This is a genomic window from Rhizobium sp. RU35A (genome assembly GCF_900156005.1).
Lineage (GTDB): Bacteria > Pseudomonadota > Alphaproteobacteria > Rhizobiales > Rhizobiaceae > Neorhizobium > Neorhizobium straminoryzae.
Map to the genome: position 1 here is coordinate 190,084 of NZ_FTMR01000004.1, position 23,890 is coordinate 213,973.

Below are 23,890 nucleotides of genomic sequence, written 5' to 3' on the forward strand. Positions count from 1 at the left end.
GAGAGGCTTATGACACCTGAGGAAATAGCCTTCGGCATGACCGGGGCCATCCATGCGACAGCGACGGGACGCCGTGAAGCGCTGCTGCCTTCGCCCATGGTCCAGAACCATGCGAGCTTCCTTCACGCGACGACCGATGGCGCCTTGATCTGTACCTGGTTCGGTGGCTCGCTGGAGGGCAAATCCGACATCTCCATCTTTGCAAGTGTGCTTGCGCCGGGCGCGGACAACTGGGGAGAAGCCCAGAGGCTGAGTTTCGATCCTCTCCATTCGGAGCAGAACCCGGTGCTGTTTGCTGCGCCGGACGGCCGCCTGCTTCTGTTTCACACCTCGCAGCCTGCCGGAAATCAGGACGAATGCCGCATCCGCATGGCCGAGGTGCGTCGCGATCCGGCAGCCCCGACACGGTTGAAGGCAGACGAAGGGCGCTATCTGGATCTTCCGCCCGGCTGCTTCATTCGCGCGCCGCTCGGCGTGCATGATGATGGCGCCTGGCTTTTGCCGATCTTCCGCTGCGTGCAACGCCCCGGCCAGAAATGGAACGGGAGCCATGACGTGGCAGCCATCGGCATTTCGACGGATTCAGGAAAAAGCTGGCACCTGAGCGCGGTGCCGCAGTCCACAGGCTGCGTGCACATGAGCCCGGTCGCGCTTTCCGGCAACCGTCAGGCGGCCTTTTTCCGTCGCCGCCAGGCAGATTTCGTCTATCGCACCGAAAGCAGCGATGGCGGCCGCACCTGGTCGGCGCCGCATGCGAGCGACGTCCCGAACAACAATTCCTCGATTGCAGCCGTGGCGCTCCGGGATGGCCGGATCGCGGTCATCTGCAATCCGGTCAATGCGACCACCTCCACCGACAGGCGCGCATCGCTCTACGATGAACTCGGCCTGGAGGATGATCGTCCGGACGCCGATCCCGCCGGCGGCTGCATCCCGGTCTGGGGCGTGCCGCGTGCACCGGTCGCAGTCTGCCTGTCCGAGGATGGAGGCAGAACCTTCCCGATTCGTATCCTGATCGAGGAGGGCCCCGGCACCTGCCTTTCCAACGATTCGACAGATGGCCGCAATCTGGAAATGTCCTATCCCTGGCTGCTGGAGGACGCCGACGGCAGCCTTCACATCAGCTACACCTACCATCGACGCGCGATCAAATATGTCCATCTTGCCCCCGGCTGGGCAGGTGCCGCAGACGGGAGACAAGCATGAGCAGGATCATCGGCATCACCATGGGCGACCCGTGCGGCGTCGGCCCGGAAATCACCGTCCGGGCGCTTGCCGACATGTCTGACGCTGATCGCGCAGCAACCCGCATCTACGGCAACCTGGCGACGCTGGAAGCCGCCCGCGCGGCGCTTGGCCTCCCGGTCGATCTTGCACCATCCGTTGTCGACCTGCCGGTCGAGGGCGCCCCGCTTGCCTGGGGAACGCTGTCTCCGGTGGCGGGCGATGCCGCCTTCCGCTTCATCGAGAAGGCAGTTCGCGATGCCGAAGCGGGCGTGATCGGCTGCATCGTCACCGCTCCCATCAACAAGGAGGCGCTGAATCTTGCCGGCCATCACTACGACGGACATACCGGCATGCTGCGCAGCCTCACCGGCTCCTCCGCCGCCTACATGCTGCTTGCCTCCGAGCGTCTGAAGGTCATCCATGTCTCCACCCACGTCTCCCTGCAGGAGGCCATCCGGCGGGCGACGACAGAGCGAGTGCTGGCGACCATTCGCGCGGGCGACCGCCACCTGAAGCGTATCGGCTACGAGCGCCCCCGCATCGCCATTGCCGGCATCAACCCGCATTGCGGCGAAAACGGCCTGTTCGGCACGGAAGATGAGGACCAGATCGCCCCGGCCGTCGCCGCCGCACGCACGGAAGGCATCGATGCCTACGGGCCGATCTCCGCTGACACCGTGTTCCATCGCGCCTATTCCGGCGCCTTCGATCTGGTGGTTGCCCAGTATCACGACCAGGGCCATATCCCGATCAAGCTCGTGGCCTTCGATACGGCGGTCAATGTCTCCGTCGACCTGCCGATCGACCGCACCTCCGTGGATCACGGCACCGCCTTCGATATCGCGGGCAAGGGCATTGCCAACCACGGCAACATGCTCTCGGCGATTGCTTATGCGCGCAAGCTCGTCGCCGGCCGCGCGGGCAAGGAGTAAACCCGATGGCGATTGCCCCGATTACCCTTCACCAGCCGCGGCGCCTCGCCATCGGTGCCGGCACTGTGGCAACTGTTGGCGGGTGGGCCGGCGATGCCGGCTCGACGCTTGTCATTGCGACCCCCGTCACGGCAGGCTTTGCCGATAAGCTGCAGATCCGTGGCCGCATGCGCATCTTCGATGCCATTCCCGGCGAACCTGACATGGCGACCCTGGACGCCGCACTGGCAGCCGCACGCGAGGCAAAACCGGACCTCGTCGTTGGTCTGGGCGGCGGCTCCGTGCTGGATGTCGCCAAGTTGGTTGCCGCCCTCTGGGACAGCGAACAGACGCTCGCGGATGTGGCAGGCCCAAACCGCGTGGCCGGGCGAAGGACACGGCTGGCCCAGGTTGCCACAACCGCCGGCACCGGCTCGGAGGCCGGCATCCGCTCACTGATCACCGACATGGAAAAGGGCAGCAAGATTGCGGTCGAAAGCCCGCATCTGATTGCGGATCTGGCGGTCCTCGATCCAGAACTCACCTTCTCGGTTCCGCCGGCCGTGACGGCGGCAACCGGCGTGGATGCCATGGCGCATTGCGTGGAGGCCTTTACCAACCGTCGCGCCCATCCGATGATCGACGGCTTTGCCCGCATGGGCATCGCGCTTGTCGGACGGTATCTCAAGCGCGCGGTACGGGACGGCAGCGACACGGAAGCCCGCGAGGGGATGATGCTGGCCTCCTATTACGGCGGCATCTGCCTCGGGCCCGTCAACACGGCGGCAGGCCATGCCATCGCCTACCCTCTCGGCACGTTGCTGCATCTGCCGCATGGCCTCGCGAACGCGATTGTCTTTCCGCATGTGCTGGCCTTCAACCAGCCGGCTGCGGAGGGCAAGACGGCGGAAATCGCGGCCGCTCTCGGCCTGGGCGAGAGCCTCGGCCAGAACGCGCTTTGCGTGGCGGCCCATGACTACTGCGCCGAACTCGGGATCGAAATGTCGCTTGCCGCCCACGGCGCCCGCGCGGAGGATCTGCCCCGCTTTGCTGCGGATGCCCATTCCATTCGTCGCCTGATGGACAACAACCCGATCGACATGTCGATTGAGGACGTGACGGCAATCTACGAGGCAGCCCTCTGACGGGCGGCGACATCAAGCGAGAAGCCGGGGGATCAGTCCCGTCGGGGAGACTGGAAAAGGCGCTCGCGCGAACCGGTGAGGTGGTCATGCATCAGTTGCCTGGCAGCCTCCGGATTGCGCGCCGCGATCGCCCCGGCAATCGCTTCATGCTCGCTGAAGACACGTGATAGACCGGAGGCTTCCCGCTTCACCGAGGCGCCGTGAAACTTCATGCCGACGGCGATATGATCCTTGAGCGCTTCCATTGCCGTGAAGAAGTAGCTGTTCTGTGCCGCACGCGCGATGGCCAGATGGAACTGATAGTCGGCATCTTCGCGATGCGACTGGCGGTTCGTGGCGTCCCGGAGCAGTTCCAGAGCCTGGCGGATGCTGGCAAGGTCACCCGCATCGTGGCGAAGTGCGGCAGAGGCTGCGGCGGCAGGCTCCAGCGTCAGCCGGAACTCGTAGCAGTTGAGCAGATCGGCAACATTTTCCAGCTGGCCGAAACCCAGGGGCTCCTTGAGACCGAGCGCCCGCACGAAGCTGCCGGCGCCGCGCCGCGAATAGATCAGCCCCTGATCGCGCAGACGCCGCAGGGCTTCGCGAATGACAGGCCGCGACACCTCGAATTCGGCCGCCAGATCATGTTCCGTCGGCAGGCGCTCATCCGGCGCATAGGAACCGGACTTGATCGCCCGATGCATGCGCTCGAATACGATATCCGGCAATGCCTTGCGCGCCGCGCCGTCTGTCAGCCCCATCTCAGCCCGTCTTCCCGAGAATTATGGTTGCGATTTCCCTCAGCGTATCGGGTTGCCCGAAACCGCCCGATTTTGCAATGATGCAGTGCTGGCCGGTCTGCGCAAGCCCCAGCCCCGGCAGACATTCCCCCAACAGGCGGAACCGGTGAATGCCCATGCGGTGCAGAACGGCTTCCGCCGTTGCACCACCGCACAGAAGCAGGGTCTTCACCTGATCGACCAGCCCGGGAACGACACCCTCCGCAAGATGGTCAGATACCTCTTTGGCGCTGCAAACCTCGGCGCCGTCGACGGCCTGGATTAGGGTGATGCCTTTTGCGATGGCAGAGCGGTTGACGAGCCGCCCGTTTTCCGCCGGTCGATCATCGATCTCGACGGACTGTCGCAACCGCTCGATTTGCCGAAGCGTAATCGGATCGCGCGATCCGATTACAAGGAGGGCTGCCCCCGCCGGGATGCCCGCCTGCTGCGGCAGCACATTGCGCATCGATTGCGCAAGGGCGTCGGCAAGGCCTCGCGCGCCCACCCAGAGATCACACCCCTCCCGTTGGCCCTGGGCAAGCGCCTCGATCATATCCACCTGCGACACCGTATCAGGAACATCGCAGGCTCTGACGTGGCGACCAAGCGCTGCTGCAATATCAATCGGCGTCTCGACGCCGAAGCCCCTGACCGCGCCGTCCGTCACGATCCGGCCAAACTCGGGAATGGCGGGGGCAACGAGGGCGCGCGAGAACGGAATCGCATCAAGAACAGCCTCGACATGCCCCTTCATTCGGGAATCGATCTTCACGAAGATCGTTGACTCGCCAGGCAACAGGCGAAGTGCCGACGTGGCGAGCGCTCGTGCCTGCTGCGCCGTCTTTTCGCGGCAGGCAAGATCTATGGAAAGAACGTCCGGCCGCTCTGCCAGTGCAGGCGCGATGCCCTCGAGGGTCAGGGCGACCTCAGCATGCAAGCCCCGCCCGGCAAAAGGCGCCGCTGAATCCAGCGCGCCCGTAAGGTCGTCGGCAATGACCAGCAACAAGACCGCACCCCGCAATTGTTGTCATGTTTTATTATGGCAAAAAACAAGTGATTTCAAAATAATAATTTTCCAGTTCACCAATTGCATGGTGACAGTCCATCAAGAGTGCGCGTCCCTGAAACAGGCATCTGCGCCCCAACCGGAGCACCCCTCCTGTCGCTCGGATCCGGGATCGGTGCCAACACGGCAGGATACGGCTCAGGCGACCCTCCATCTCAGCCACACTATTGTCCGGGCGTTTCCTACGTCTTCGTACGCTCCGCCCCCTCCCCGCGGTTTCCGCCGCCAGGGAACACACGACAATCCGGCGCGTCGTTTTCCGGTGTGCAACGCACAAAAAAAGGCGTTATGACATCATCTATCTGGTGCACTGCGATATCTTCTCCGCAAGACATTGCCAGCACCACCATCCGGGACCATGCGACGACAATGAGTTACCAGACAACGATCGAGCAGACGGTTTTTCGCTTCGATGACCTGAAGACGCTGCTTGCCAAGGCAAGTCCGGAGCGATCCGGTGATCAGCTGGCGGGCCTTGCCGCCGAGGGGCCGGTCGAACGGCTGGCCGCACAGATGGCGCTCGCCGACCTGCCGCTCAAGGCCTTTCTCGGCGAGGAACTGATCCCGGCCGAGGACGACGAAGTCTCCCGCCTGATCCTTAAGCAACATGATCCGGCAGCCTTTGCGCTCATCTCGACGCTGACTGTCGGTGAATTGCGGGAATGGCTGCTGCGGCCGGAGACGACGCAGAGGCAGCTGGAAGCCGTCACCTGGGGGCTGACACCGGAAATGGTCGCGGCCGTCTCGAAGATCATGCGGCTGCAGGACATGATCACGGTCTCGGCCAAGCGCCAGGTGGTCACCCGCTTCCGCAACACGATCGGCCTTTCAGGGCGGCTTTCGACGCGCAATCAGCCAAACCACCCGACCGATGACAGCCGCGGCATTCTCGCCTCCGCCATCGACGGCCTGCTGATGGGCTCGGGCGATGCGGTGATCGGCGTCAACCCTGCCACAGACAGTACGCAAGACTACATCCGCATTGTCTCGCTGCTCGACGAATTGCGCGAGAAGCTTGCGATCCCGACCCAGACCTGCTGCCTCGGCCACGTGACGACGGCCATAGAGGCGATGGAAAGACGCGCGCCCGTCGATCTCGTCTTCCAGTCGGTTGCGGGGTCAGAGAAGGCCAATCGCGGCTTCGGCGTCGATCTTGCCCTGTTGCGGGAGGCGCACGAGGCCGGCCGGTCGCTGAAGCGCGGTCTGCCGGGCGCCAGCATCATGTATTTCGAGACCGGCCAGGGCGCGGCACTCTCTTCGGATGCGCATTTCGGCGTGGACCAGCAGACCATGGAAGCCCGCGCCTATGCGGTGGCGCGCGAATTCGATCCGCTGCTGGTCAATACGGTCGTCGGTTTCATCGGTCCGGAATATCTCTTCAACGGCAAGCAGATCATCCGGGCCGGCATCGAGGATCACTTCTGCGGCAAGCTGCTCGGCCTGCCGATGGGGGTGGATGTCTGCTACACCAATCACGCCGATGCCGATCAGGAAGACATGGATACGCTGCTGACGCTGCTCTGCGCCGCCAATGTCAATTTCGTCATCACGGTGCCCGGCGCCGATGACATCATGCTGAACTATCAGTCGCTGTCGCACCACGACGCGATCTATTGCCGCGAGACACTGAAGCGGCCGCCGGCGCCGGAATTCGAGACGTGGCTTGCCGAGATCGGACTGACGGACCAGGACGGCAGGCTGCGCGGCGCGCCGGCCGCCCTGTCCCACTATGTTCAAGACAGCCTGCAGATCGGAGCCTGACATGGGACGGATGATTGACGTGCGGAAAACCGCAGCCTCGGAACACGAACCCGTGCTCGACCTTCGGGCGATGACCAATGCGCGCGTGGCGCTGGGACGCCACGGCTCAGGGCAACCCACACGGGCGCAGCTGTCCTTCCAGCTCGACCATGCCAGAGCCCGCGAAGCCGTCTGGCGCAGCGTCGATACGCAGGCGCTTGGCGAGCGGCTGAACCGTGCTGACCTCTCCGTCATCAAGGTGGAAAGCCGGGCCGCCGATCGCAGCATCTATGTGCGTCGGCCCGATCTCGGACGGCTGCTGACTCAGCAATCGGCGGATCGCCTCCATAAGGCAGCCGCAGACAGCACGTACGATATCGCAATCGTCGTGGCGGACGGGCTGTCATCAAGCGCGGTCGATCTCAACGCGGTTCCGCTGATCGAGGCGCTCGTGCCGAAGCTTGCCTCTCTCGGCCTCGCAATTGCACCGGTCGTCCTGGCGAACCAGGCCCGCGTTGCACTCGGCGACCCCGTCGGCGAGGCGCTGGGCGTGCGGCTGACGATCCTCATGGTCGGCGAGCGCCCCGGGCTTTCGGCCGCAGACAGCCTCGGCGTCTACCTCACCTATGACCCGAAATCCGGCACCCCCGATTCCGCTCGCAACTGCATCTCCAACATCCGCGAGGGCGGCATGGCCATCGGCGAGGCCGCAGACCTGATCACAGGCCTCATCCGCGACATGATCCAGACCCGGGTCAGCGGTGTCGCGTTGAAGGCTGCGACGAAGCAGCTGAGCGCAGCCGAATAGGTTCGGAGCAAGATCCTTACGCATAAACGGCAAATGCCCCACGCCGCGCACGCGAGGCATTCCGACAACGAGATGATCGGCGTCCGGAATAGCCGGCCCGGTCGAACCGGGCGTGACCGGGCGGCCCCCCGTTACTTGCAGGGATCGGCAGGCGCCTCGTCGTATTTTGTCCACTTGCCATCCTTGATCTCGATGACATAGCCGGGCAGTTCGGCGTCATGGCCGGCAAAGCAGATATTGTTGCCGAGAATGCCCGAGAAGGTCACACCTTTCATCTGGTCGGCAACCGCCTGACGCTCGGCGGAAAGCTTAGACGGATCTCCGGTGACGCCGGCCTTTTCCATGATCTGCTTCATCAGGAACAGGGTGTCATAAGTCTGGGCATCCGAATGGTGGGCGCCGAGCTTGTGGATGCCGCGCTTTTCGGCCGCGGCCACGAAGGTGTCGTTGAAAGCCTGCGCGCGCGGGCTGAAGCCCTTCCAGAAGCTTGCTGCCATGATGACGCCCTCGCCTTCCGGCCCGAACAGTTCGACGACGTTCGGATCGGCAAAGATCTGCGAGCCGATGATACGACCCTTGTAGCCCTGGCGGCGCAGCTCCTTGATGACCTTGGAGGCCGATTCCGGCAGCGCGGCAATGGCGACGATGTCGGGATTGGCCTGCAGGATCTGCGCTGCCTGGGCCGACATGTCGAAGCTTTTGTACTGGACCGGAATCGGCGGATCATACTTGATGCCGAGCTTGTCGAAGATCATCGGGTAGAGCTTGGTGCCGGACGCATTGGAGACGACTTCTTCGGAGATGTAGACGATGGCGGCCTTGTCCATCTTCACGCCATGCGCCTTCAGCGAATTCAGCATGCGCGTGAACTGCTTGGATTCGTCTTCCGTCAGACGCCAGGCATAATTGCGGTTGTCGGTGAGCCCCGGCGTGGATGCCGAGTTCGGCATCATCAGAACCTTCAGGCGTTCGCCATCATTGAAGGCCACGGAAGCCTCGCCCGAGGAAAAGGGACCGAGAATGGCGAGCACGCCATCATCCTGGATCAGCTTGCGGGCACCGACAGAGGCCTGTTTCGGATCGGAGCCGGTATCGAAGCGCACCAGTTCCACCTTCTTGCCATTGATGCCGCCAGCGGCATTGATCTCGGCGACCGCGATATCGGCCGATACGACGGCCGGTTCGGCAACGCCCTTCAGCGTTCCCGACGTGGCGACGATGTTGCCGATCTTGATCGTATTATCCGCCAGCGCAGAACCGGCCAGCAGGGCCGGCAGCGCAACAGTGGCAAGGAAACGAAACCCGACTTTCATGGCACTCTCCTGATGATGATGGGGTGATCTTTGTTGGCTGGATCGGTCAAAGCGTCTGGATGGCGGCCGGGGCTGCCGCGTGGCCTCCGAGATAGGCGGCGGCAAGCGCGGGATCGCCCGCAAGCGCCTCGGCTGTATCGGCCAGCACCACGCGTCCGAGTTCGAGCACATAGCCACGGCTGGCGGTTTCCAGCGCCATGGCCGTGTTCTGCTCGACCAGAAGAATGCTGATGCCGCCGCGATTGAGCTCGCGGATCAGCTCGAACAGGTTGTTGACGAACAGAGGCGAGAGACCGAGCGAGGGCTCGTCCAGCATGATCAGACGCGGGCGGCTGACCAGGGCGCGACCGATCGCCAGCATCTGCTGCTCACCGCCCGAAAGCACGCTTGCCTTCATGTCGCGCCGTTCGGCGAGATTGGGAAAACGATCATAGACCTCCTTCAGGTCACGCATCCAGTCGCCATCGCTGCGCAGATAGGCGCCCATCATGAGGTTCTCATGGACGGTCATCGAGACGAAGATCTGCCGTCCTTCCGGCACCAGCATCATGCCGCGGCGCACCCGGTCGGCGGGCGAGGCATGGGTGAGGTCCTCGCCTGCGAAGCGGATCGAACCGTCGGCTGCGCGCACCGCGCCCTGCAGTGCGCGCAGCAGGGAGGTCTTGCCCGCCCCGTTGGCGCCGAGCACGGTGACGATCTCACCTTCGGCCAGATCGAGATCGACCGACCGCACGGCATGGGTGCGTCCGTAGCGTACATCAAGACCGCGAACTTCAAGCAACATGGGCAGCTCCTTGCCTGTCCTTTGACGCATGGCGCGGCCCGAGATAGGCCTCCAGCACCAGCGGATTGTCCTGAACCGTGGCTGTCGGCCCGTCATAGATCTTGCGGCCGAAGTTCAGCACGACGGCATCGTCGCAGAGCCGCCGGACAAGGCCCATGTCGTGCTCGACGACAAGCAGCGTGACGCCGGTCTCGCTGATGCGCTTGAGGAAGGCCGTCAGATTGTCGGTCTCGGCCGCATTGAGACCGGCCGCCGGTTCGTCCAGCAACAGCAGCTTCGGACGTGCCGCAAGAGCCCTGACGACCTCGATCTTCTTGCGCACGCCGTATGGCAGGGTGGCGACGACCTCGCCCGGATAGGTGGGAAGGTCCATGTCGGCCAGCAATTGTTCCGCCTCCCGATGCCAGGCGGAGCGACCGAACAGCGACAGCGGCTTCAGCATGTCCAGAATGCCACCGGCACGCGCCTGCTGGCCGAGCATCACGTTCTCCACCACGGAGAGATGCGGCATCAGCCGGATATTCTGGAAACTGCGGGCGACGCCGAGACCAATGCGCTTGCGCGACGGGATGCCCTGGATCGCCCGGGATTCGAGCAGGATCTCGCCCTCGTTCGGCTGGTAGAAACCGGAAATCAGGTTGAAGATCGTTGTCTTGCCGGCCCCGTTCGGGCCGATCAGCGCCATGCGGGCACCGGCCGGCACATCGAAACTGACATCGGTGATCACCGAAAGCCCGCCGAAGCGCTTGGAGACATTGCGCAGGCTCAGAATGTTGCGGTCCGTGGTGTGCGTCATGCCGAGGCCTCCTCTACGGTCGCGCTGGCCGGATGACGGCCGGGCTTCAGTCTTTCGATCAGCGTGCGCGTGATAAGGCCTTCGGAACGGTACATCATCATCAGCACGGTCAGCACGCCCAGGATGACGAAGCGCCAGCTTTCATCGGGTGGAGAAAGGGCTCCCTGAATGCCGAACAAGCCGGCCAAGGCACCCTTCACCTGCGGCAGCACGGCCCGCAGCACTTCCGGCAGCAGCGTGAAGAAGGCCGCACCGAACAGGGGCCCGAGTGCCGACTGCGTGCCGCCGAGCAGGACATAGAGCAGAACATAGATGGAGAGGGAGGCGTTGAAGCTCTGGATCTCGACAAAGCTGAAGGTGTGGGCATAGAGCGCTCCGGCGAGCCCGGCAAGCGCACCGCCGATGGCAAAGGCTGCCACGCGAACCCCGCGGATCGACACGCCGAGCAGATCCGTCACCACATCGTCGTCATGACAGGCCCGCATCGTCAGCCCGAACCGCGTCGCCATCAGATAGAAGACAAAGAGGGTCACAAGGATCGCGGCGATGATGGGCACGGGATAGTCGAGATATTCGGGAACGGAGAGCCCCATGGCACCGCCCAGTTCGGACGTGTTGAGGATCGCCCCGGCCACGACCTCGGCGAAGGCGAAGGTGGCGAGAACGAGATAGACGCCCCTGGTGCGCAGCAGCGGAAAGGCAATTGCCATGCTGACAACACCGCCGACCGCCATGGCGGCCGGAATGGTGGCCCAGGCGGACTGCCCCGCAACAGCCGACAGAAAGGCAGCCGTATAGGCGCCGAGCGCCTGAAAGCCTGCGCCTCCCAGATTGAGCTGACCCGTCGCGACCGGCAGAAAGATCGCATAGGCCATGATGACGTTGATCGAGAGGATCGTCAGGATCCCTGTCCAGTAACCGCTCATGGTCAAAGCTTTCCCTTGCCGATGGAATGGTGGCCGAGCAGGCCCTGCGGACGCACGAAAAGCGCAATCAGCAACAGGCCCCAGACGGCGACCTGCACGGTGTCGGCGCCGAAGAAATGGATCGTCAGCATTTCGGCGATCCCGATGATCAGGCCGCCCAGAACAGCACCCCAGATCGAGCCGAGTCCGCCGATCACCATGCCGGCAATCGCCTTGGAACCGATATCCTCGCCCATGGTCGGCGAAACCTCGCCATAGTTGATCGCAAAGAGAATGCCGGCCAGACCGCAGAGAACGCCGGTCAGCGTGAAGATGACGGGCACGAGGCGGCGCGAATCCACACCGAGAATGTTGGCGGCATCGGGATTTTCGGCGATGGCACGCAGCCCGCGGCCGATGCGGCTATGCTTGAGGACCCAGTTCAGCCCGGCAACAAGAAGCAGCGCGAGCAGCAGGCTGACCAGCTGCGGCACCCTGAGAAACAGGCCGCCGACGGTGATCGTATTGTCCCAGTCGAAGGCAGCGATCCGCTGCGCTTCCGTGCCGTAGCCGATCCGCATCAGGTTCTCGATGATCAGCAGGAAGCCGAGAGAACTCACGAGCGGGATCGCATGCTCGGTCGCATCGCCATATTTCGTCTTCATGTAGCGAAAGGTGAAGCGCTCCACGACCAGCGAGGCACAGATTGTTACGACAATCGCAAACAACAGAGCCATGGGCCAGGGAAACGGGGGCGTATGAACCAGCGGCAGCCCCCACTTCGTCAGCGCCCATGCGCCCATGCCCGACAGCATGAACAGCGTGGGAATGGTGAAGTTCAGAAAATTCAGGACGCCGATGGTCAGCGTAAAGGCCACGGCAACCGTGACATAAACGCTCCCCAGCATGACGCCGTTCAGCAACTGCTGCAGCAACAACATTGGATTTCCCGCAATTTTGTATACAAATATCGTCCGAAAGCAAAAGGTCGATCACCGGAATCGCCACACCTCGACACGGAGGCGGGAAAGTCGGCGACAACATCAGCGACTGACGATCGCGGGAAAACCCTCCAGAATATAAGATTTCAACGCTTTTGTTCCCACTTTGAGCGCCTTCTGGCGCTTCGTTTGTTCACTCTTCATGCGCAGCTCTCATAGAGCCGGCCCATGGGAGCCATCGAAAATCGCGACATTTTCAAATTTGTCTCTTTAAATGTCGTGACATGTTGTACACAATGAGTTAGCACTTGACCCTTGTCAAGGAAAACATTGGCGGAGACACATTGGTAATGAAGGCGTACGAGCATCGCGTTCTCATCGTCGGAGCCGGGCCGGTGGGCCTGGTTGCGGCCTGCTGCCTGTCGCAGGCCGGGATTCCCGTAACCATTGTCGAGACAAGTCGCGACCTGCCGCGCGACCTGCGTGCCTCGACCTTTCATCCCCCGACACTCGACATGCTCGATCGCTTCGGTGTAACCGGAACCCTTGTGGAACGGGGGCTTGTCTGCCCGACATGGCAGTTCCGCGATCGCCAGGAAGGCGTGATCGCCACCTTCGATCTCGGCGTTCTCGCCGGCGAGACACGCCATCCGTATCGCCTGCAATGCGAGCAGTGGAAGCTCTCGGAGGAACTGCGCAAGCTGATCGATGCGGACGACCAGATCGAAATCCGCTATGGTGCAAAGGCCGTGACCGTCACCCAGGACGAGGCACGGGTCACGCTGACGATCGAGAATATCGAGGACGGATCACGCGAGGATTTGTCCGGACAATATCTCATCGCCTGCGACGGCGCCCACAGCGTGGTGCGCAAGGCGCTTGGCATCTCATTCGACGGCCTCACAATTCCGGAGATCTTCCTGTCCATGTCGACCACCTTCCGGTTCGACGAGGCGATCGGGGACCTCGCGCCCATCGCCTACCTGACCGACCCGACGGAATGGGCCGTGCTTTTGCGGACGCCCAGCCTCTGGCGCGTGCTCCTGCCCACCGATCCCAGCCAGACCGACGAAGAGATCAAGGATCCCGACGTCATGGAGCGTCGCCTGCAGGCGCTCTGCCAGAAGGACGGGCGCTACGACGTGGTGCATGCCACCGCCTATCGGGTTCACCAGCGCGTGGCCGCAACCTACGTGGCCAACCGCATCTTTCTGGCGGGTGATGCGGCGCACCTCAACAATCCGCTCGGCGGCATGGGCATGAATGGCGGCATTCATGATGCCGTGAACCTGTGCGACAAGCTGGTGGAGGTCTGGAACGGCAGAGCACCGCTGGAGATCACCGAACGGTACGATCGGCAGCGGCGCAAGGTCGCGATCGAAACGGTGCAGGAGCAATCGCTCCGCAATCGCAAGATGATGGCGGAAAACGACCCTGCGGCGCGCGCGGCCTATCACGACGAGCTTCGCCGCATCGTCGGAGATCACGCCCGGCACAAGGCCTATCTCATGCGCTCCTCGATGATCCAGTCGCTGCGTGACCTGGAAAACGTTGCCTGACCTCAAGAACTTTCAGCATCAAGGAAAATTTCAAAATGGTGGATAGTCTCGGCTACCGAAAGAAGTTTGGCGTGATTGCGCCTTCGACCAACACCTCCGTGCAGCCGGAATTCGATTCCATGCGCCCGGTCGGCGTGACCAATCATTTCTCCCGCATCACCATCCCGGATGATCCCGTCCATAGCGACGAGGACTTTCTGAAGCTGATCGACAATATCCGCGCGGCGATCATGCAATCGATCGACTCGCTGATGACCTGCAGCCCGGACCATCTGGTGATGGGGATGTCGGCAGAAACCTTCTGGGATGGCCTCGATGGCTCCGTGCAGTTGCAGAAGCGGGTGGAAGCCCGCGCCGGCGTGAAGGTGACGATGGGGTCGGATGCCTGCCAGGCCGCCCTCTCGAAATACGGCGATATCAAGCGGATCGGCGTGGTAACCCCCTACATGCCCGTTGGTGACCAGCAGGTGATCAAGTTTTTCACCGATTGCGGCTACGAGGTCGTGCATCTGAAGGGTCTGAAGTGCCAGAGCCCGATGCTGATTGCCCATGTCAGCGAACAGGAACTGCGTGACAGCATCAACGAGGTCAACGATCCCAGCGTCGAGGCCATCATCCAGGTCGGCACCAACCTCGCGATGGCGCGGGTTGCCGGCATTGCGGAGTTCTGGCTGGACAAGCCGGTGATCGCCATCAACACCGCGACCTACTGGTATGCGCTGCGCCAGAACGGCATCGAGGACAAGGTGCAGGGCTTTGGCTCGCTCCTGTCGCACCACTGAAATCCGGGAGCGCCTTTTCCATGAACTATGACTTCATCCCGATCAGCCAGCGCAAGCCGCTGAGATGGCCGAACGGCAAGCGCCTCGCGATCATCCTCACCACCAATTTCGAATACTGGGATGCGGTGCGCGACACGCCGAAGCCCTATTATCCCGGCGGCCCCAGCATCGTCGGCGGCGATCTGCCCGGCAATGTCTATGACAACGCCAACTATACCTGGCGCGAATATGGCCAGCGCGTCGGTGTCTGGCGCATGTTCGACATCTTCGATGCCGAAGGCGTGCCCTCCAGCTGCACCATCAATGCGAAAATGGCGCTGGAGCGGCCACAGGTCGTACAGGCAGCCCTGGACCGCAAGTGGGAAATCGTAGCCCACAACTACGTGCAGACCGAGCTTCTGACCGACAATATGTTCGACGAGGATGCAGAGCGCGACGTTATCCGCTCGACGCTGAAGGTCTACGAGGAATTCTGCGGGTTCAAGGCGAAGGGCTGGCTGTCCAGTTCGCTGCGTTCGACGCTGAACACCATCGACATTCTGGCCGAGGAAGGTCTGATCTATATCTGCGACCTCCTGAACGACGACCAGCCCTACATGGTGCAGACCCGCAGCGGCAAGCCGATGGTCTCCGTCTCCTACACGTCCGAAGTCAACGACTTCAGCTTCCTGCGCCAGGGTCTTGGTGCGGAAGGCGGGCTTCAGATGTTCAAGGAACAGTTCGACTGGCTCTATGCCGAAAGCGCCCATACCGGCAAGTTCATGAACATTGGCCTTCACCCGCACGTCATCGGCCAGCCGTACCGGATCCGCGCCCTGCGTGACTTCATCCGCTATGCCAAGCAGTTCGAGGACGTGTGGTTTGCCACGCGCGAGGAAATCGCGACCTGGTATATGCAGAACCACGAAAGCCACATCGAGACGGGACGGGCATGAACAGGACTTCCGACGATGAGACGGCAGACCGCATCACCGGCGAGACGGAGGATGCGGAGCAGCAGCGACCGGTGGACAAGGCCTATCGCGGCATCCGGCAGGCAATCCTGCGTGGCGAACTGAAGCCGGGCGATCATCTGGCGGAAGAACAGCTTGCCACCATGACCGGCACCAGCCGCACCCCGGTCCGCGAGGCGCTTCAGCGGCTCGCGGCCGAGGGGCTTGCCACCGTCAGCAACCGCCATCGCTTCGTCACGCATTTCTCGCACGAGGAAGTGTCGATAATGTTCGACATCCGCGCGCAGCTCGAAGCCTATGGCGCAGCACTGGCGGCGCAGAAGATCACGCCAGCCGAACTGGCGAAGCTGCAACACCTCATCGATGCCATGGCCGAGATCGAGAACGAAACGAGCAGCGACGTGGCCGAGCGGTTTCTCGCTCTCAATGGCGAGTTCCATGACATCATCATCAATGCCACCCGCTCCACGCAGTTGAAGCGGCTCACGGCGCCGGCAACGTCTCTGCCCCTCGTCCTCCTGAAGCAGTTCGTGATGGAGCAACGGATCGACGTGGCACGTTCCAATCGCCAGCACCGCGACATTCACGCAGCACTCGCCGCCCACAACAGCGAATGGGCGGCCGCCGCCATGTCCGGCCACATTCTCTCCACCAAACCCAAGCCGCGCGATCCTGCCCGCGGCACGAAGCGATAAACACAGCCGAGGAACACGCGCGTGTCGAGCTTTCGCGACCAACTCATCCACTCTCCCCTGACGATCACCGGCTATGTCGACGGCACCTTTCTCAAGCCACCGCCGGCCGACGAAATACCGGTCATCGACCCCACGACCGAGCGACGGGTGGCAACACTGCTGGAATCCTCTGTCGATGAGGTGGACCGGGCGGTGACGGCCGCAAGGGCGGCCTTCGACCGAGGGCCATGGCGGCGCTTGACGGTTGCCGAGCGGCAGACGGCGCTGATGGCAATCCATGACGTCATCCTTGCCCATGCCGACGAACTGGCCATGCTGGAAACGATCAACACCGGCATTCCGCTCAGCCAGACACGCAACGTTCACATTCCACGCGCGGCCTATAATTTCCGCTTCTTTGCCGAATACATCAACCAGGCGGGCGGCGAGGTGTTCACGCAGGAGCCAGGCCTCCTCAGCATGGTCACCTACGAACCGATCGGCGTGTGCGCGCTGATCGGACCATGGAACATGCCGCTTGGCCTGACCGCCATGAAAATCGCCGGCGCGCTCGCCTTCGGCAATACCTGCGTGGTCAAGCCCTCCGAACTCACACCGCTGACAGTGACGCGGCTCATGGAGCACATCGAGGGCGTGCTGCCGCAGGGCGTCATCAACCTCGTCAACGGACGTGGCCAGGTGACCGGCCATGCGCTGGTTTCGCATCCCGGCATCGACATGGTTTCCTTCACCGGCGGCACGGTCACGGGTGCCGCCATCCTGACTGCACTGGCGAAGGGCATCAAGGGCTCGGCCATGGAGCTCGGTGGCAAGTCGGCCAACATCGTCTTCGCCGATGCCGATTTCGATCGGGCGCTTGATGCGGCGATGATGAGTTCCTTCATGAACAACGGTCAGATGTGTCTGGCCGGCAGCCGGATCTTCGTGGATCGCAGGATTGCCGATCGCTTCATCGACACGTTCAGCCGGCGCGTGGCAGCGCTGAGGATCGGCGACCCCTTGGCGGACGGCACCGAGGTCGGGCCGATGATCAACCATGCGCAACGCGAGCGCATGACGCGCTATGCCGAAAGCGGCCTCTCGGAAGGGGCAAGCCTGCTGGCCGGCGGACACCGCTACAGCAATATCAATACCGGCTACTTCTTCGAGCCGACCGCCATGCTGGCGCCATCCAACGACATCGCCATCTGCCGCGAGGAAATCTTCGGGCCGTTTGCCGCCCTGCAGATTTTCGATGACGAGGAAGAGGTGATCGCCAAGGCCAACGAAAGCGATTTCGGGCTGGTCGGCTATGTCTGGACGCAGGATCTCGACCGCTCCATGCGGGCCGCCGCTGCGTTGCGCACCGGTACCGTTCTCGTCAACACACCGATCGTCCGCGACCTCAGAACCGGCTTCGGGGGCTACAAGCAATCCGGCCTCGGGCGAGAGGGCGCCAAAGGATCGCAGGCCATGTTCACGGAAATGAAGACGACGATCGTTGCACGCGAACCGCGCCGCATGCCGCGCATGGGACTTGCCGCATCATGACCAGCACGGGTGAACTCTATTCTTCGCTGCGCTATCGCGTGGTTATCGTCACCGGCGGGTCGCGCGGGCTCGGGCGTGAAATGGTGCTGGAACTGGTCTCTGCCGGCGCACATCTCGCAGTGATCGGTTCGCAGGCAGGCCCGGCGCTCGACGACACGGTGGCGGAGGCCAACCGTTCAGGTCCCGGTCGCGCCATGGCGCTCGTCGCCGATGTCTCGGACAATGACCAGTGCGAAGCTGCAGTTGCCGCCACGCTGGCTGCCTTCGGGCGCGTCGATGTACTCGTCAACAATGCCGGCCTCGGCATGCGCCGGATTTCGGAACGGTTCAATACGACGCCCACCCGGTTCTGGGAAACCGATCCGGCCGCCTGGCGGGACATCATCGACACCAATGTCAACGGTCCTTTCCAGATGGCGCGGGCCGTCGTGCCGCATATGCTGGCGCAGGGCTTCGGCAAGATCATCAACATCTCGACCAGTGACCAGACCATGGTCCGGCGGGGTTACGCGCCCTACGGGCCGAGCAAGGCCGCGCTGGAGGCGGCATCCAGAGTCTGGGCGCAGGATCTGGCCGGAACCGGCATCGATGTGAATGTCTATCTGCCGGGCGGCGCCGCCGATACCGATCTTCTTCCGCCAAGCCCGGACAAGAAGGGGGCGGACGGCAATCTGCTGCCCGCCACCATCATGCGGCGCGCAATCCGCTGGCTGGCAGCCGATGAATCCAACGGCATCACGGGAGCCCGCTTCATCGCACGGCTATGGGACGAGACGCTGCCGCCCGCCGACGCCGCGCACCTGGCACGCTCGCCCGCCGTCGACAAGCCGGCAATTCTCTAGGAGATCCGCCCGATGCTGCGTTTGGGATCCGCCCTTATCCAGACCGTCCACGATCTCGATCCTTTTGCCCTTCCCGTCGACCTGCTGTTTCCCGGCCGCACGGTCGAGGACTTGCGGGAGCATGCCGACCTGCTTGCTCCCCATCATGTCGACTTCGACGCCGGATCGATCCTGCTTGGCGTGCAAAGCCATGTGGTGCGTATCGGCGGGCTGGTGATCCTCATCGATACCTGCATTGGAGAGCACAAGCCGCGGGCACAGCGGAGAGACTGGCACCAGCGGCAGGCAACGGGTTACCTCGAAAGACTGTCCGCACTCGGTCTCACGCCTGACGACGTCGATATTGTTCTGTGCACCCACCTGCATGCAGATCACGTGGGCTGGAACACGCAGTGGGTGGATGGACGCTGGGTGCCGACCTTTCCCCGGGCGCGCTATCTCATCTCGCGCGACGAATTCGAGCAATGGCAGGCCGCGGAAACCGAGGAGGCCGGCCGGCACAATCACGGCTCCTTCATCGACAGCGTCGCCCCGATCGTCGAGGCGGGCCAGGCGGATCTGGTGGAGGACGGCTTTGCGCTGGCCGACGGGGTGACGCTGATGGCGCTGCCCGGTCACACCCGCGGACAACTGGGGCTCTGCCTCTGCCATGGCGAGCGGCGTGCTGTCTTCTCGGCGGATGCCGTCCACACACCGGTTCAGGTCTTCCGGCCGGACTGGGCAAGCCGCTTCTGCAGCGACCAGGATCGCGCAATCGCCACCCGCCGGTCGCTGTTCGAGGCGGCCGCCGATCGCGACGACCTTCTGCTGCCCGCGCATCTGCGCCATGTCTCGGCCATGCGGATCCGCCGCACCGGCGGCGGCTACCGCCCGGAATTCGTGCCATGACGGCGGCCTTTTCAGTCCGCCGCCGCTTCCCTGGTGCGGTGAATGTGCATGACATAGGCCATCTGGTCGGCGGGATGCCAGTTGAACGAGGCTATGAGAACGCCGCCCTCGGTGACGTAGCGCCGCAGCAATTGCAGCGACCACGCCCCCGGCTTCAACCCGAGCTGGCGGGAAAATTCGGGCGGCATGGGAAGCGCGCGGATTTCCTGCACGGCCTCCTCGATCGGACCGTCGGCATGGCGTTCGAGAAGCGAGAAGAACGGACCTTCGTGATCCGGCAACTGATCCACGACATGTTCGAAGCGTTTCGGGATGTAACTCTGGATATAGCAGATCGGCTTGCCGCCCGGCTCCGTCCACCGCACGCCGTTGACGAGAATCCAGTCTTCGCCTGCCAGCCCGCCGACAAGCTCGGCCGTTTCCTGGTCCAGCACCACCGTCTTCACCTCCATCACGACGTAATAGGTCTCGACGGCAACCTGGAACAGTTCCTCCAGCGAACCGAAGGACTGGAAGAAGGTGGAGCGGGAAGTGGCGGAGATCACCCGGGTGCCGACACCTTGCCGACGTTCGACATAGCCCCGCTCGCGCAGATAGCGCAACGCCTCGCGGATGGTCGTTCGGCTGCTGTTGAATTCGACCGCCAGCTCCAGTTCCGGCGGCATCAGGCTGCCGATCGGATAGACGCCCTCGATCAGCCTCTCCTCGAGAATTTTCTGGATCTGCGCATAGCGCGGCAATCCTTCGCCGGCGCGATCCGCAGCGGGACGTTCCTCACGGGCGGTCATAGGCCTCTCCCTGTTCATTCCTCAGACGCATCACGACGTCTCGCCGCCCTGCCCTACAGGAAAAGCAGGCAGCGCGACACTGCCAGACCCCGCGGAAGATGGGGACAGGGCACAAGAGATGCGCACATGTCTGGACAAATACAACATTATCTCGCTATCAAGTACGCACATAACGAGGACAAGATGCGCGAACGTCACCAATCCGTCTACTCCTTCCGCGCCAAGCTTGGCCTCATCACGCCACCCACCAACACCGTGAACGAGGCGGAATGGAGCCGCATGCTGCCCGAGGGCGTCACCTTCCACACACACCGGATGCCGCTGCATCCCGACAGCAGCTCGGAAAAGGGCAAGACCGGATTGATGCGCGATCTTCAGTCGGTGTGCGGCCTGCTGAAACAGGCGCGCGTCGATGCGATTGCCTATGCCTGCACCGCCGGTTCGATGATCAACCCGGTCGAAAGCCTGCCAACGGCGCTGACCGCGGCCGTCGGCGTGACCGCCGTGACGACATCCGCCGCCATCGTCCGGGGGTTAAGGGCTCTCGGGGCGACGGTTCTTTCGGTTGCGACCCCGTACCACGAGGCGCTCAATCATCATGAGACGGTGTTTCTGAGGGAAAATGGCTTCGAGGTCGCCAGTCTCGTGGGCCTTGGCATCGGCGCCGGCGGTCCCGCCGAATATGTGCAGATCGCGGAAACATCCCTGGAACGCATCACCGCACATGTGCGGGCCGCCTTCGTGCCCGGCAGTGATGCCATCCTGATCACATGTACGGACTTTCCCATACTGCCGCTGATTGCGACACTCGAGGAGGAATTCGGCGTTCCCGTCGTCACATCCAACCAGGCAACGCTCTGGGCCATGCTGCGTGCGGTTGGCATCGACGACAGGCTGTCCGGCTGCGGGCGCCTGGCTGCACAGCACTGATCACCACAACGACAACACAAGGAGGATACACCATGGCAGATGCACGCTTGAGAGAAGCCCTGGAGGCAAGGGAATTCATTCTGGCGCCGGGGGTTTTCGACCTCATCTCGGCACTGATGGCCGACCGGCTGGGCTTCAAGGCGCTTTATGTGACCGGCTATGGCACGGTCGCCTCCTATCTCGGCCTGCCTGATGCCGGCATCGCCACCTATCGCGACATGATCGAGCGCATTGGCCAGATTGTGAAGATGACGAAGACGCCGGTGATCGCCGATGCCGATACCGGCTATGGCGGGCTCCTCAACGTGCGCCACACGGTGCGCGGCTATGAGGAGGCCGGGGTGACCGCGATCCAGATCGAGGACCAGGAGTTTCCAAAGAAGTGCGGGCACACGCCGAACCGCCGCGTGATTCCGCTGGAAGACATGGTGCGCAAGGTGAAGGTGGCGAGCGACGCCCGCTCCAGTCGCGATTTCCTGATCATTGCCCGCACCGATGCCCGCACCGGTCTTGGGCTGGACGAGGCGATCCGGCGCGGCGAAGCCTATCGCGAAGCCGGTGCCGACATCGTCTTCGTCGAATCCCCTGAAAGCGAAGCGGAAATGCAGACGGTGGCGGAACGGATCAAGGCGCCGCTGTTTGCCAACATGGTGAATGGCGGACGCACACCGCTCCTCTCGGCCGAGCGTCTGCAGGCGCTCGGCTATTCCATTGCCATCCATCCGGCACTCGGCTTCCTCAGCGTCGGCGCCGCGCTCGACAAGGCCTATCGCGACCTCAAGGAAAACGGCATCACCTCGCCGGAGATCGACCTCTATTCCTTTGCAGAGTTCAACAAGCTGCTGGGTTTCGAGGACGTGTGGAATTTCGAACGACGCTACGCGGAAATCTGAAACAGCCAACGGAAGGAACGGCCATGGCCGAGAACCTCGACGACAATTACAGGATTGCCTATGGCAACAGGGCCGGCTTCGGCAAGCGGCCGGCGCTGGTGCTGATCGATTTCGCCGAGGCCTATTTCGACCCCGACTGCGTTCTCTATGCCGGGGTCGATGATGCTCTGGCCTCTGCGCTGCGCATCCGGGCCGTAGCGCACGAGGAAGGCATCCCGGTCATCCTGACCGAGGTCACCTATCAGCCGGGCGGGATCAATGGCGGCCGCTTCTTCGAAAAGGCGAAGCCGCTTGCCTCCTTTGTCAAGGGCCGCAAGACGGCGGAATTTGCCAGCGGACTTGTGCCGCGCGAAGACGAGATCATCGTCTCCAAGCAGTACCCGTCGGCATTCTTCGGCACCTCGCTTGCCTCGACACTGACCGCGATGGGCATCGACAACGTGGTGCTGACGGGCCTGACGACCAGCGGCTGCGTGCGCGCCTCCTGCGTCGATTCCATGTCGCATGGCTTCATCACAACCGTGGTCCGCGAAGCCTGCGGCGACAGGCATCCCGCCCCCCATGAAGCGAACCTGTTCGACATGAATGCCAAGTATGCGGACGTGGTCTCTGAAGCGGAGATCATCGCCTTCTTCCGCTCGGTCGCGCAGAAGGAACAGGCGCATGGCTGACAACGCCGGACCACGCCGCATCGCCGTGCTTGGCGGTGCCGGCGGCATCGGCCGCGCGCTCGTCGCCTCGCTGCTGGACCAGGGCGACGAGGTGATCGTGCTGGACCTGCAAGCCTCTCTCATGCGCCACGCACTGGCAGCACCGGGCATTGCCATCGACGTCTGCGACGCGGCCTCCGTCACCCGGGCCTTCGCCGATCTTGCCGCTCGATGGGAGACCATGGACGGCTTCGTCAATCTTGCAGGCTACAACAGCCAGCTGCTGCCACTTGCGGAAACGCCGGGCGACTATTTCGACGATGTCATCGCCGGCAACCTGCGGGGCGTATTCCTTGCCTGCAGGGCAGCCATTCCCCTGATGGCGGAGGGCGGTTCGGTCGTGAACGTGGCATCCGGCCTTGCCGCCAACATCCGCCCCGGCTACGGCGCCTATTCCGCCTCGAAGGCCGGCGTCATTGCCATGACCAAGACTTTTGCGGTGGAAAATGCGCCGCGCCTGCGTTTCAATGCGGTCGCTCCCGGCCTTGTGGATACCGCCTTCCTGCGCGGCGGCACCGGCCGTTCTGACGAGGATCAGGCCTCCATCGTCCCGCTGGAGGCCTACCGCGCCATGACGCCGATGAAACGGCTGGCGCTGCCGGACGACATTGTCGGTCCCATCGCCTTTCTGCTGTCGCAGGCCAGCGGCTTCATGACCGGGCAGGTGCTGTGGGTCAACGGCGGCGGCTATATGCCCTAACCCCGGGCCGGGGCAGGTTCGGACTGCCCCGGCCGTTTCCTGATCCTGAATGCGAGGCGGATCTCGACCTCTGCAGCTGTCCTGGACGAGCCATCCAGACACGCGACATTGGAGCCCGTCGCGTGCCAAGCAGACTTTGGCTCCGGATCAGACGGGAAAATCCTCGCAATCATCCACACACTGCCACAATCAGCGTTTTATTGTGCACCGCAGCAACGTCTGC

24 protein-coding genes are annotated in these 23,890 nt (G+C 63.1%); 16 read left to right on the plus strand and 8 right to left on the minus strand.

Features of this window, described 5'->3' with window-relative positions; translation table 11 throughout:
* The first annotated feature begins 9 nt into the window (after positions 1 to 9).
* The 3 genes from F3H95_RS11450 to F3H95_RS11460 are packed head-to-tail and all read left to right on the plus strand — an operon-like array spanning position 10 to position 3,283.
* Positions 10 to 1,206 carry an exo-alpha-sialidase gene (locus tag F3H95_RS11450; protein WP_149746059.1) on the plus strand — a complete coding sequence of 399 codons (1,197 nt, stop codon included), beginning with the start codon at positions 10 to 12 and terminating at the stop codon, positions 1,204 to 1,206.
* On the plus strand, positions 1,203 to 2,159 hold the full coding sequence (pdxA, locus tag F3H95_RS11455) for a 4-hydroxythreonine-4-phosphate dehydrogenase PdxA (RefSeq protein ID WP_149746060.1): 957 nt from the start codon (positions 1,203 to 1,205) through the stop codon (positions 2,157 to 2,159). The genes F3H95_RS11450 and pdxA overlap by 4 nt, the downstream gene beginning before the upstream one ends.
* Positions 2,160 to 2,164: 5 nt before the next feature.
* The gene (locus F3H95_RS11460; RefSeq protein WP_149746061.1) at positions 2,165 to 3,283 is read left to right on the plus strand and encodes an iron-containing alcohol dehydrogenase; all 1,119 of its coding nucleotides are present in this window, start codon (positions 2,165 to 2,167) and stop codon (positions 3,281 to 3,283) included.
* A gap of 32 nt (positions 3,284 to 3,315) precedes the next feature.
* Here F3H95_RS11460 and F3H95_RS11465 read toward each other — a convergent pair whose 3' ends face one another.
* Both F3H95_RS11465 and F3H95_RS11470 read right to left on the minus strand, forming a co-directional pair.
* Positions 3,316 to 4,023, minus strand: coding sequence for a FadR/GntR family transcriptional regulator (locus F3H95_RS11465; protein WP_149746062.1), 708 nt, complete (start codon positions 4,021 to 4,023; stop codon positions 3,316 to 3,318).
* Position 4,024: 1 nt separating this feature from the next.
* The gene (locus F3H95_RS11470) at positions 4,025 to 5,050 is read right to left on the minus strand and encodes a four-carbon acid sugar kinase family protein (RefSeq protein WP_149746063.1); all 1,026 of its coding nucleotides are present in this window, start codon (positions 5,048 to 5,050) and stop codon (positions 4,025 to 4,027) included.
* A 429-nt stretch (positions 5,051 to 5,479) separates the two neighbouring features.
* Here F3H95_RS11470 and F3H95_RS11475 point away from each other — a divergent pair, with 429 nt between their 5' ends.
* Both F3H95_RS11475 and eutC read left to right on the plus strand, forming a co-directional pair.
* On the plus strand, positions 5,480 to 6,871 hold the full coding sequence (locus F3H95_RS11475; RefSeq protein ID WP_149746064.1) for an ethanolamine ammonia-lyase subunit EutB: 1,392 nt from the start codon (positions 5,480 to 5,482) through the stop codon (positions 6,869 to 6,871).
* Positions 6,872 to 6,881: 10 nt separating this feature from the next.
* On the plus strand, positions 6,882 to 7,658 hold the full coding sequence (gene eutC / locus F3H95_RS11480) for an ethanolamine ammonia-lyase subunit EutC (RefSeq protein ID WP_149746220.1): 777 nt from the start codon (positions 6,882 to 6,884) through the stop codon (positions 7,656 to 7,658).
* A 131-nt stretch (positions 7,659 to 7,789) separates the two neighbouring features.
* Here the strand turns inward: eutC and F3H95_RS11485 are convergent, their stop codons facing one another.
* Genes F3H95_RS11485 through F3H95_RS11505 form a run of 5 tightly spaced genes read right to left on the minus strand, consistent with a single transcriptional unit; the run spans position 7,790 to position 12,397 of the window.
* Positions 7,790 to 8,971 carry an ABC transporter substrate-binding protein gene (locus F3H95_RS11485; protein ID WP_185969719.1) on the minus strand — a complete coding sequence of 394 codons (1,182 nt, stop codon included), beginning with the start codon at positions 8,969 to 8,971 and terminating at the stop codon, positions 7,790 to 7,792.
* A 46-nt stretch (positions 8,972 to 9,017) separates the two neighbouring features.
* Entirely contained in the window at positions 9,018 to 9,755 is a 738-nt protein-coding gene (locus F3H95_RS11490) for an ABC transporter ATP-binding protein (protein ID WP_185969720.1), read from the minus strand.
* Positions 9,745 to 10,551 carry an ABC transporter ATP-binding protein gene (locus tag F3H95_RS11495; protein ID WP_149746066.1) on the minus strand — a complete coding sequence of 269 codons (807 nt, stop codon included), beginning with the start codon at positions 10,549 to 10,551 and terminating at the stop codon, positions 9,745 to 9,747. The genes F3H95_RS11490 and F3H95_RS11495 overlap by 11 nt, the downstream gene beginning before the upstream one ends.
* The gene (locus F3H95_RS11500) at positions 10,548 to 11,477 is read right to left on the minus strand and encodes a branched-chain amino acid ABC transporter permease (protein ID WP_142881115.1); all 930 of its coding nucleotides are present in this window, start codon (positions 11,475 to 11,477) and stop codon (positions 10,548 to 10,550) included. The genes F3H95_RS11495 and F3H95_RS11500 overlap by 4 nt, the downstream gene beginning before the upstream one ends.
* Positions 11,478 to 11,479: 2 nt before the next feature.
* Positions 11,480 to 12,397: a branched-chain amino acid ABC transporter permease gene (locus F3H95_RS11505; protein ID WP_142881116.1), complete on the minus strand. Its 918-nt coding sequence runs from the start codon at positions 12,395 to 12,397 to the stop codon at positions 11,480 to 11,482.
* A 350-nt stretch (positions 12,398 to 12,747) separates the two neighbouring features.
* On the opposite strand from F3H95_RS11505, the gene F3H95_RS11510 reads away from it, so the two are divergent.
* Genes F3H95_RS11510 through F3H95_RS11540 form a run of 7 tightly spaced genes read left to right on the plus strand, consistent with a single transcriptional unit; the run spans position 12,748 to position 19,646 of the window.
* Positions 12,748 to 13,956 (plus strand): FAD-dependent monooxygenase, encoded by a 1,209-nt coding sequence (locus F3H95_RS11510; RefSeq protein WP_149746221.1) that lies wholly within the window; start codon positions 12,748 to 12,750, stop codon positions 13,954 to 13,956.
* 35 nt (positions 13,957 to 13,991) lie between these two features.
* The gene (locus F3H95_RS11515) at positions 13,992 to 14,738 is read left to right on the plus strand and encodes an arylmalonate decarboxylase (RefSeq protein WP_142881117.1); all 747 of its coding nucleotides are present in this window, start codon (positions 13,992 to 13,994) and stop codon (positions 14,736 to 14,738) included.
* A gap of 20 nt (positions 14,739 to 14,758) precedes the next feature.
* Entirely contained in the window at positions 14,759 to 15,673 is a 915-nt protein-coding gene (locus F3H95_RS11520) for a polysaccharide deacetylase (RefSeq protein ID WP_142881118.1), read from the plus strand.
* Positions 15,670 to 16,386, plus strand: coding sequence for a GntR family transcriptional regulator (locus F3H95_RS11525; RefSeq protein ID WP_149746067.1), 717 nt, complete (start codon positions 15,670 to 15,672; stop codon positions 16,384 to 16,386). Before F3H95_RS11520 ends, F3H95_RS11525 begins: the two co-directional genes overlap by 4 nt.
* 21 nt (positions 16,387 to 16,407) lie before the next feature.
* Entirely contained in the window at positions 16,408 to 17,916 is a 1,509-nt protein-coding gene (locus F3H95_RS11530; RefSeq protein WP_149746068.1) for an aldehyde dehydrogenase, read from the plus strand.
* On the plus strand, positions 17,913 to 18,758 hold the full coding sequence (locus tag F3H95_RS11535) for an SDR family oxidoreductase (RefSeq protein ID WP_149746069.1): 846 nt from the start codon (positions 17,913 to 17,915) through the stop codon (positions 18,756 to 18,758). Before F3H95_RS11530 ends, F3H95_RS11535 begins: the two co-directional genes overlap by 4 nt.
* 12 nt (positions 18,759 to 18,770) lie before the next feature.
* Complete coding sequence (locus F3H95_RS11540) at positions 18,771 to 19,646, plus strand: MBL fold metallo-hydrolase (protein WP_210248557.1); 876 nt, start codon at positions 18,771 to 18,773, stop codon at positions 19,644 to 19,646.
* An 11-nt stretch (positions 19,647 to 19,657) separates the two neighbouring features.
* Here the strand turns inward: F3H95_RS11540 and F3H95_RS11545 are convergent, their stop codons facing one another.
* Positions 19,658 to 20,434 carry a GntR family transcriptional regulator gene (locus F3H95_RS11545; RefSeq protein WP_149746071.1) on the minus strand — a complete coding sequence of 259 codons (777 nt, stop codon included), beginning with the start codon at positions 20,432 to 20,434 and terminating at the stop codon, positions 19,658 to 19,660.
* A 183-nt stretch (positions 20,435 to 20,617) separates the two neighbouring features.
* Between F3H95_RS11545 and F3H95_RS11550 the strand changes: the two genes are divergently transcribed.
* The 4 genes from F3H95_RS11550 to F3H95_RS11565 are packed head-to-tail and all read left to right on the plus strand — an operon-like array spanning position 20,618 to position 23,667.
* Entirely contained in the window at positions 20,618 to 21,364 is a 747-nt protein-coding gene (locus F3H95_RS11550) for an aspartate/glutamate racemase family protein (RefSeq protein WP_188134364.1), read from the plus strand.
* A 32-nt stretch (positions 21,365 to 21,396) separates the two neighbouring features.
* Positions 21,397 to 22,257 carry an isocitrate lyase/PEP mutase family protein gene (locus F3H95_RS11555; protein WP_142881125.1) on the plus strand — a complete coding sequence of 287 codons (861 nt, stop codon included), beginning with the start codon at positions 21,397 to 21,399 and terminating at the stop codon, positions 22,255 to 22,257.
* Between the two features lie 23 nt (positions 22,258 to 22,280).
* Complete coding sequence (locus tag F3H95_RS11560; protein ID WP_149746073.1) at positions 22,281 to 22,928, plus strand: isochorismatase family protein; 648 nt, start codon at positions 22,281 to 22,283, stop codon at positions 22,926 to 22,928.
* Positions 22,921 to 23,667 (plus strand): SDR family NAD(P)-dependent oxidoreductase, encoded by a 747-nt coding sequence (locus tag F3H95_RS11565; RefSeq protein WP_185969722.1) that lies wholly within the window; start codon positions 22,921 to 22,923, stop codon positions 23,665 to 23,667. The genes F3H95_RS11560 and F3H95_RS11565 overlap by 8 nt, the downstream gene beginning before the upstream one ends.
* Positions 23,668 to 23,890 lie beyond the last annotated feature (223 nt).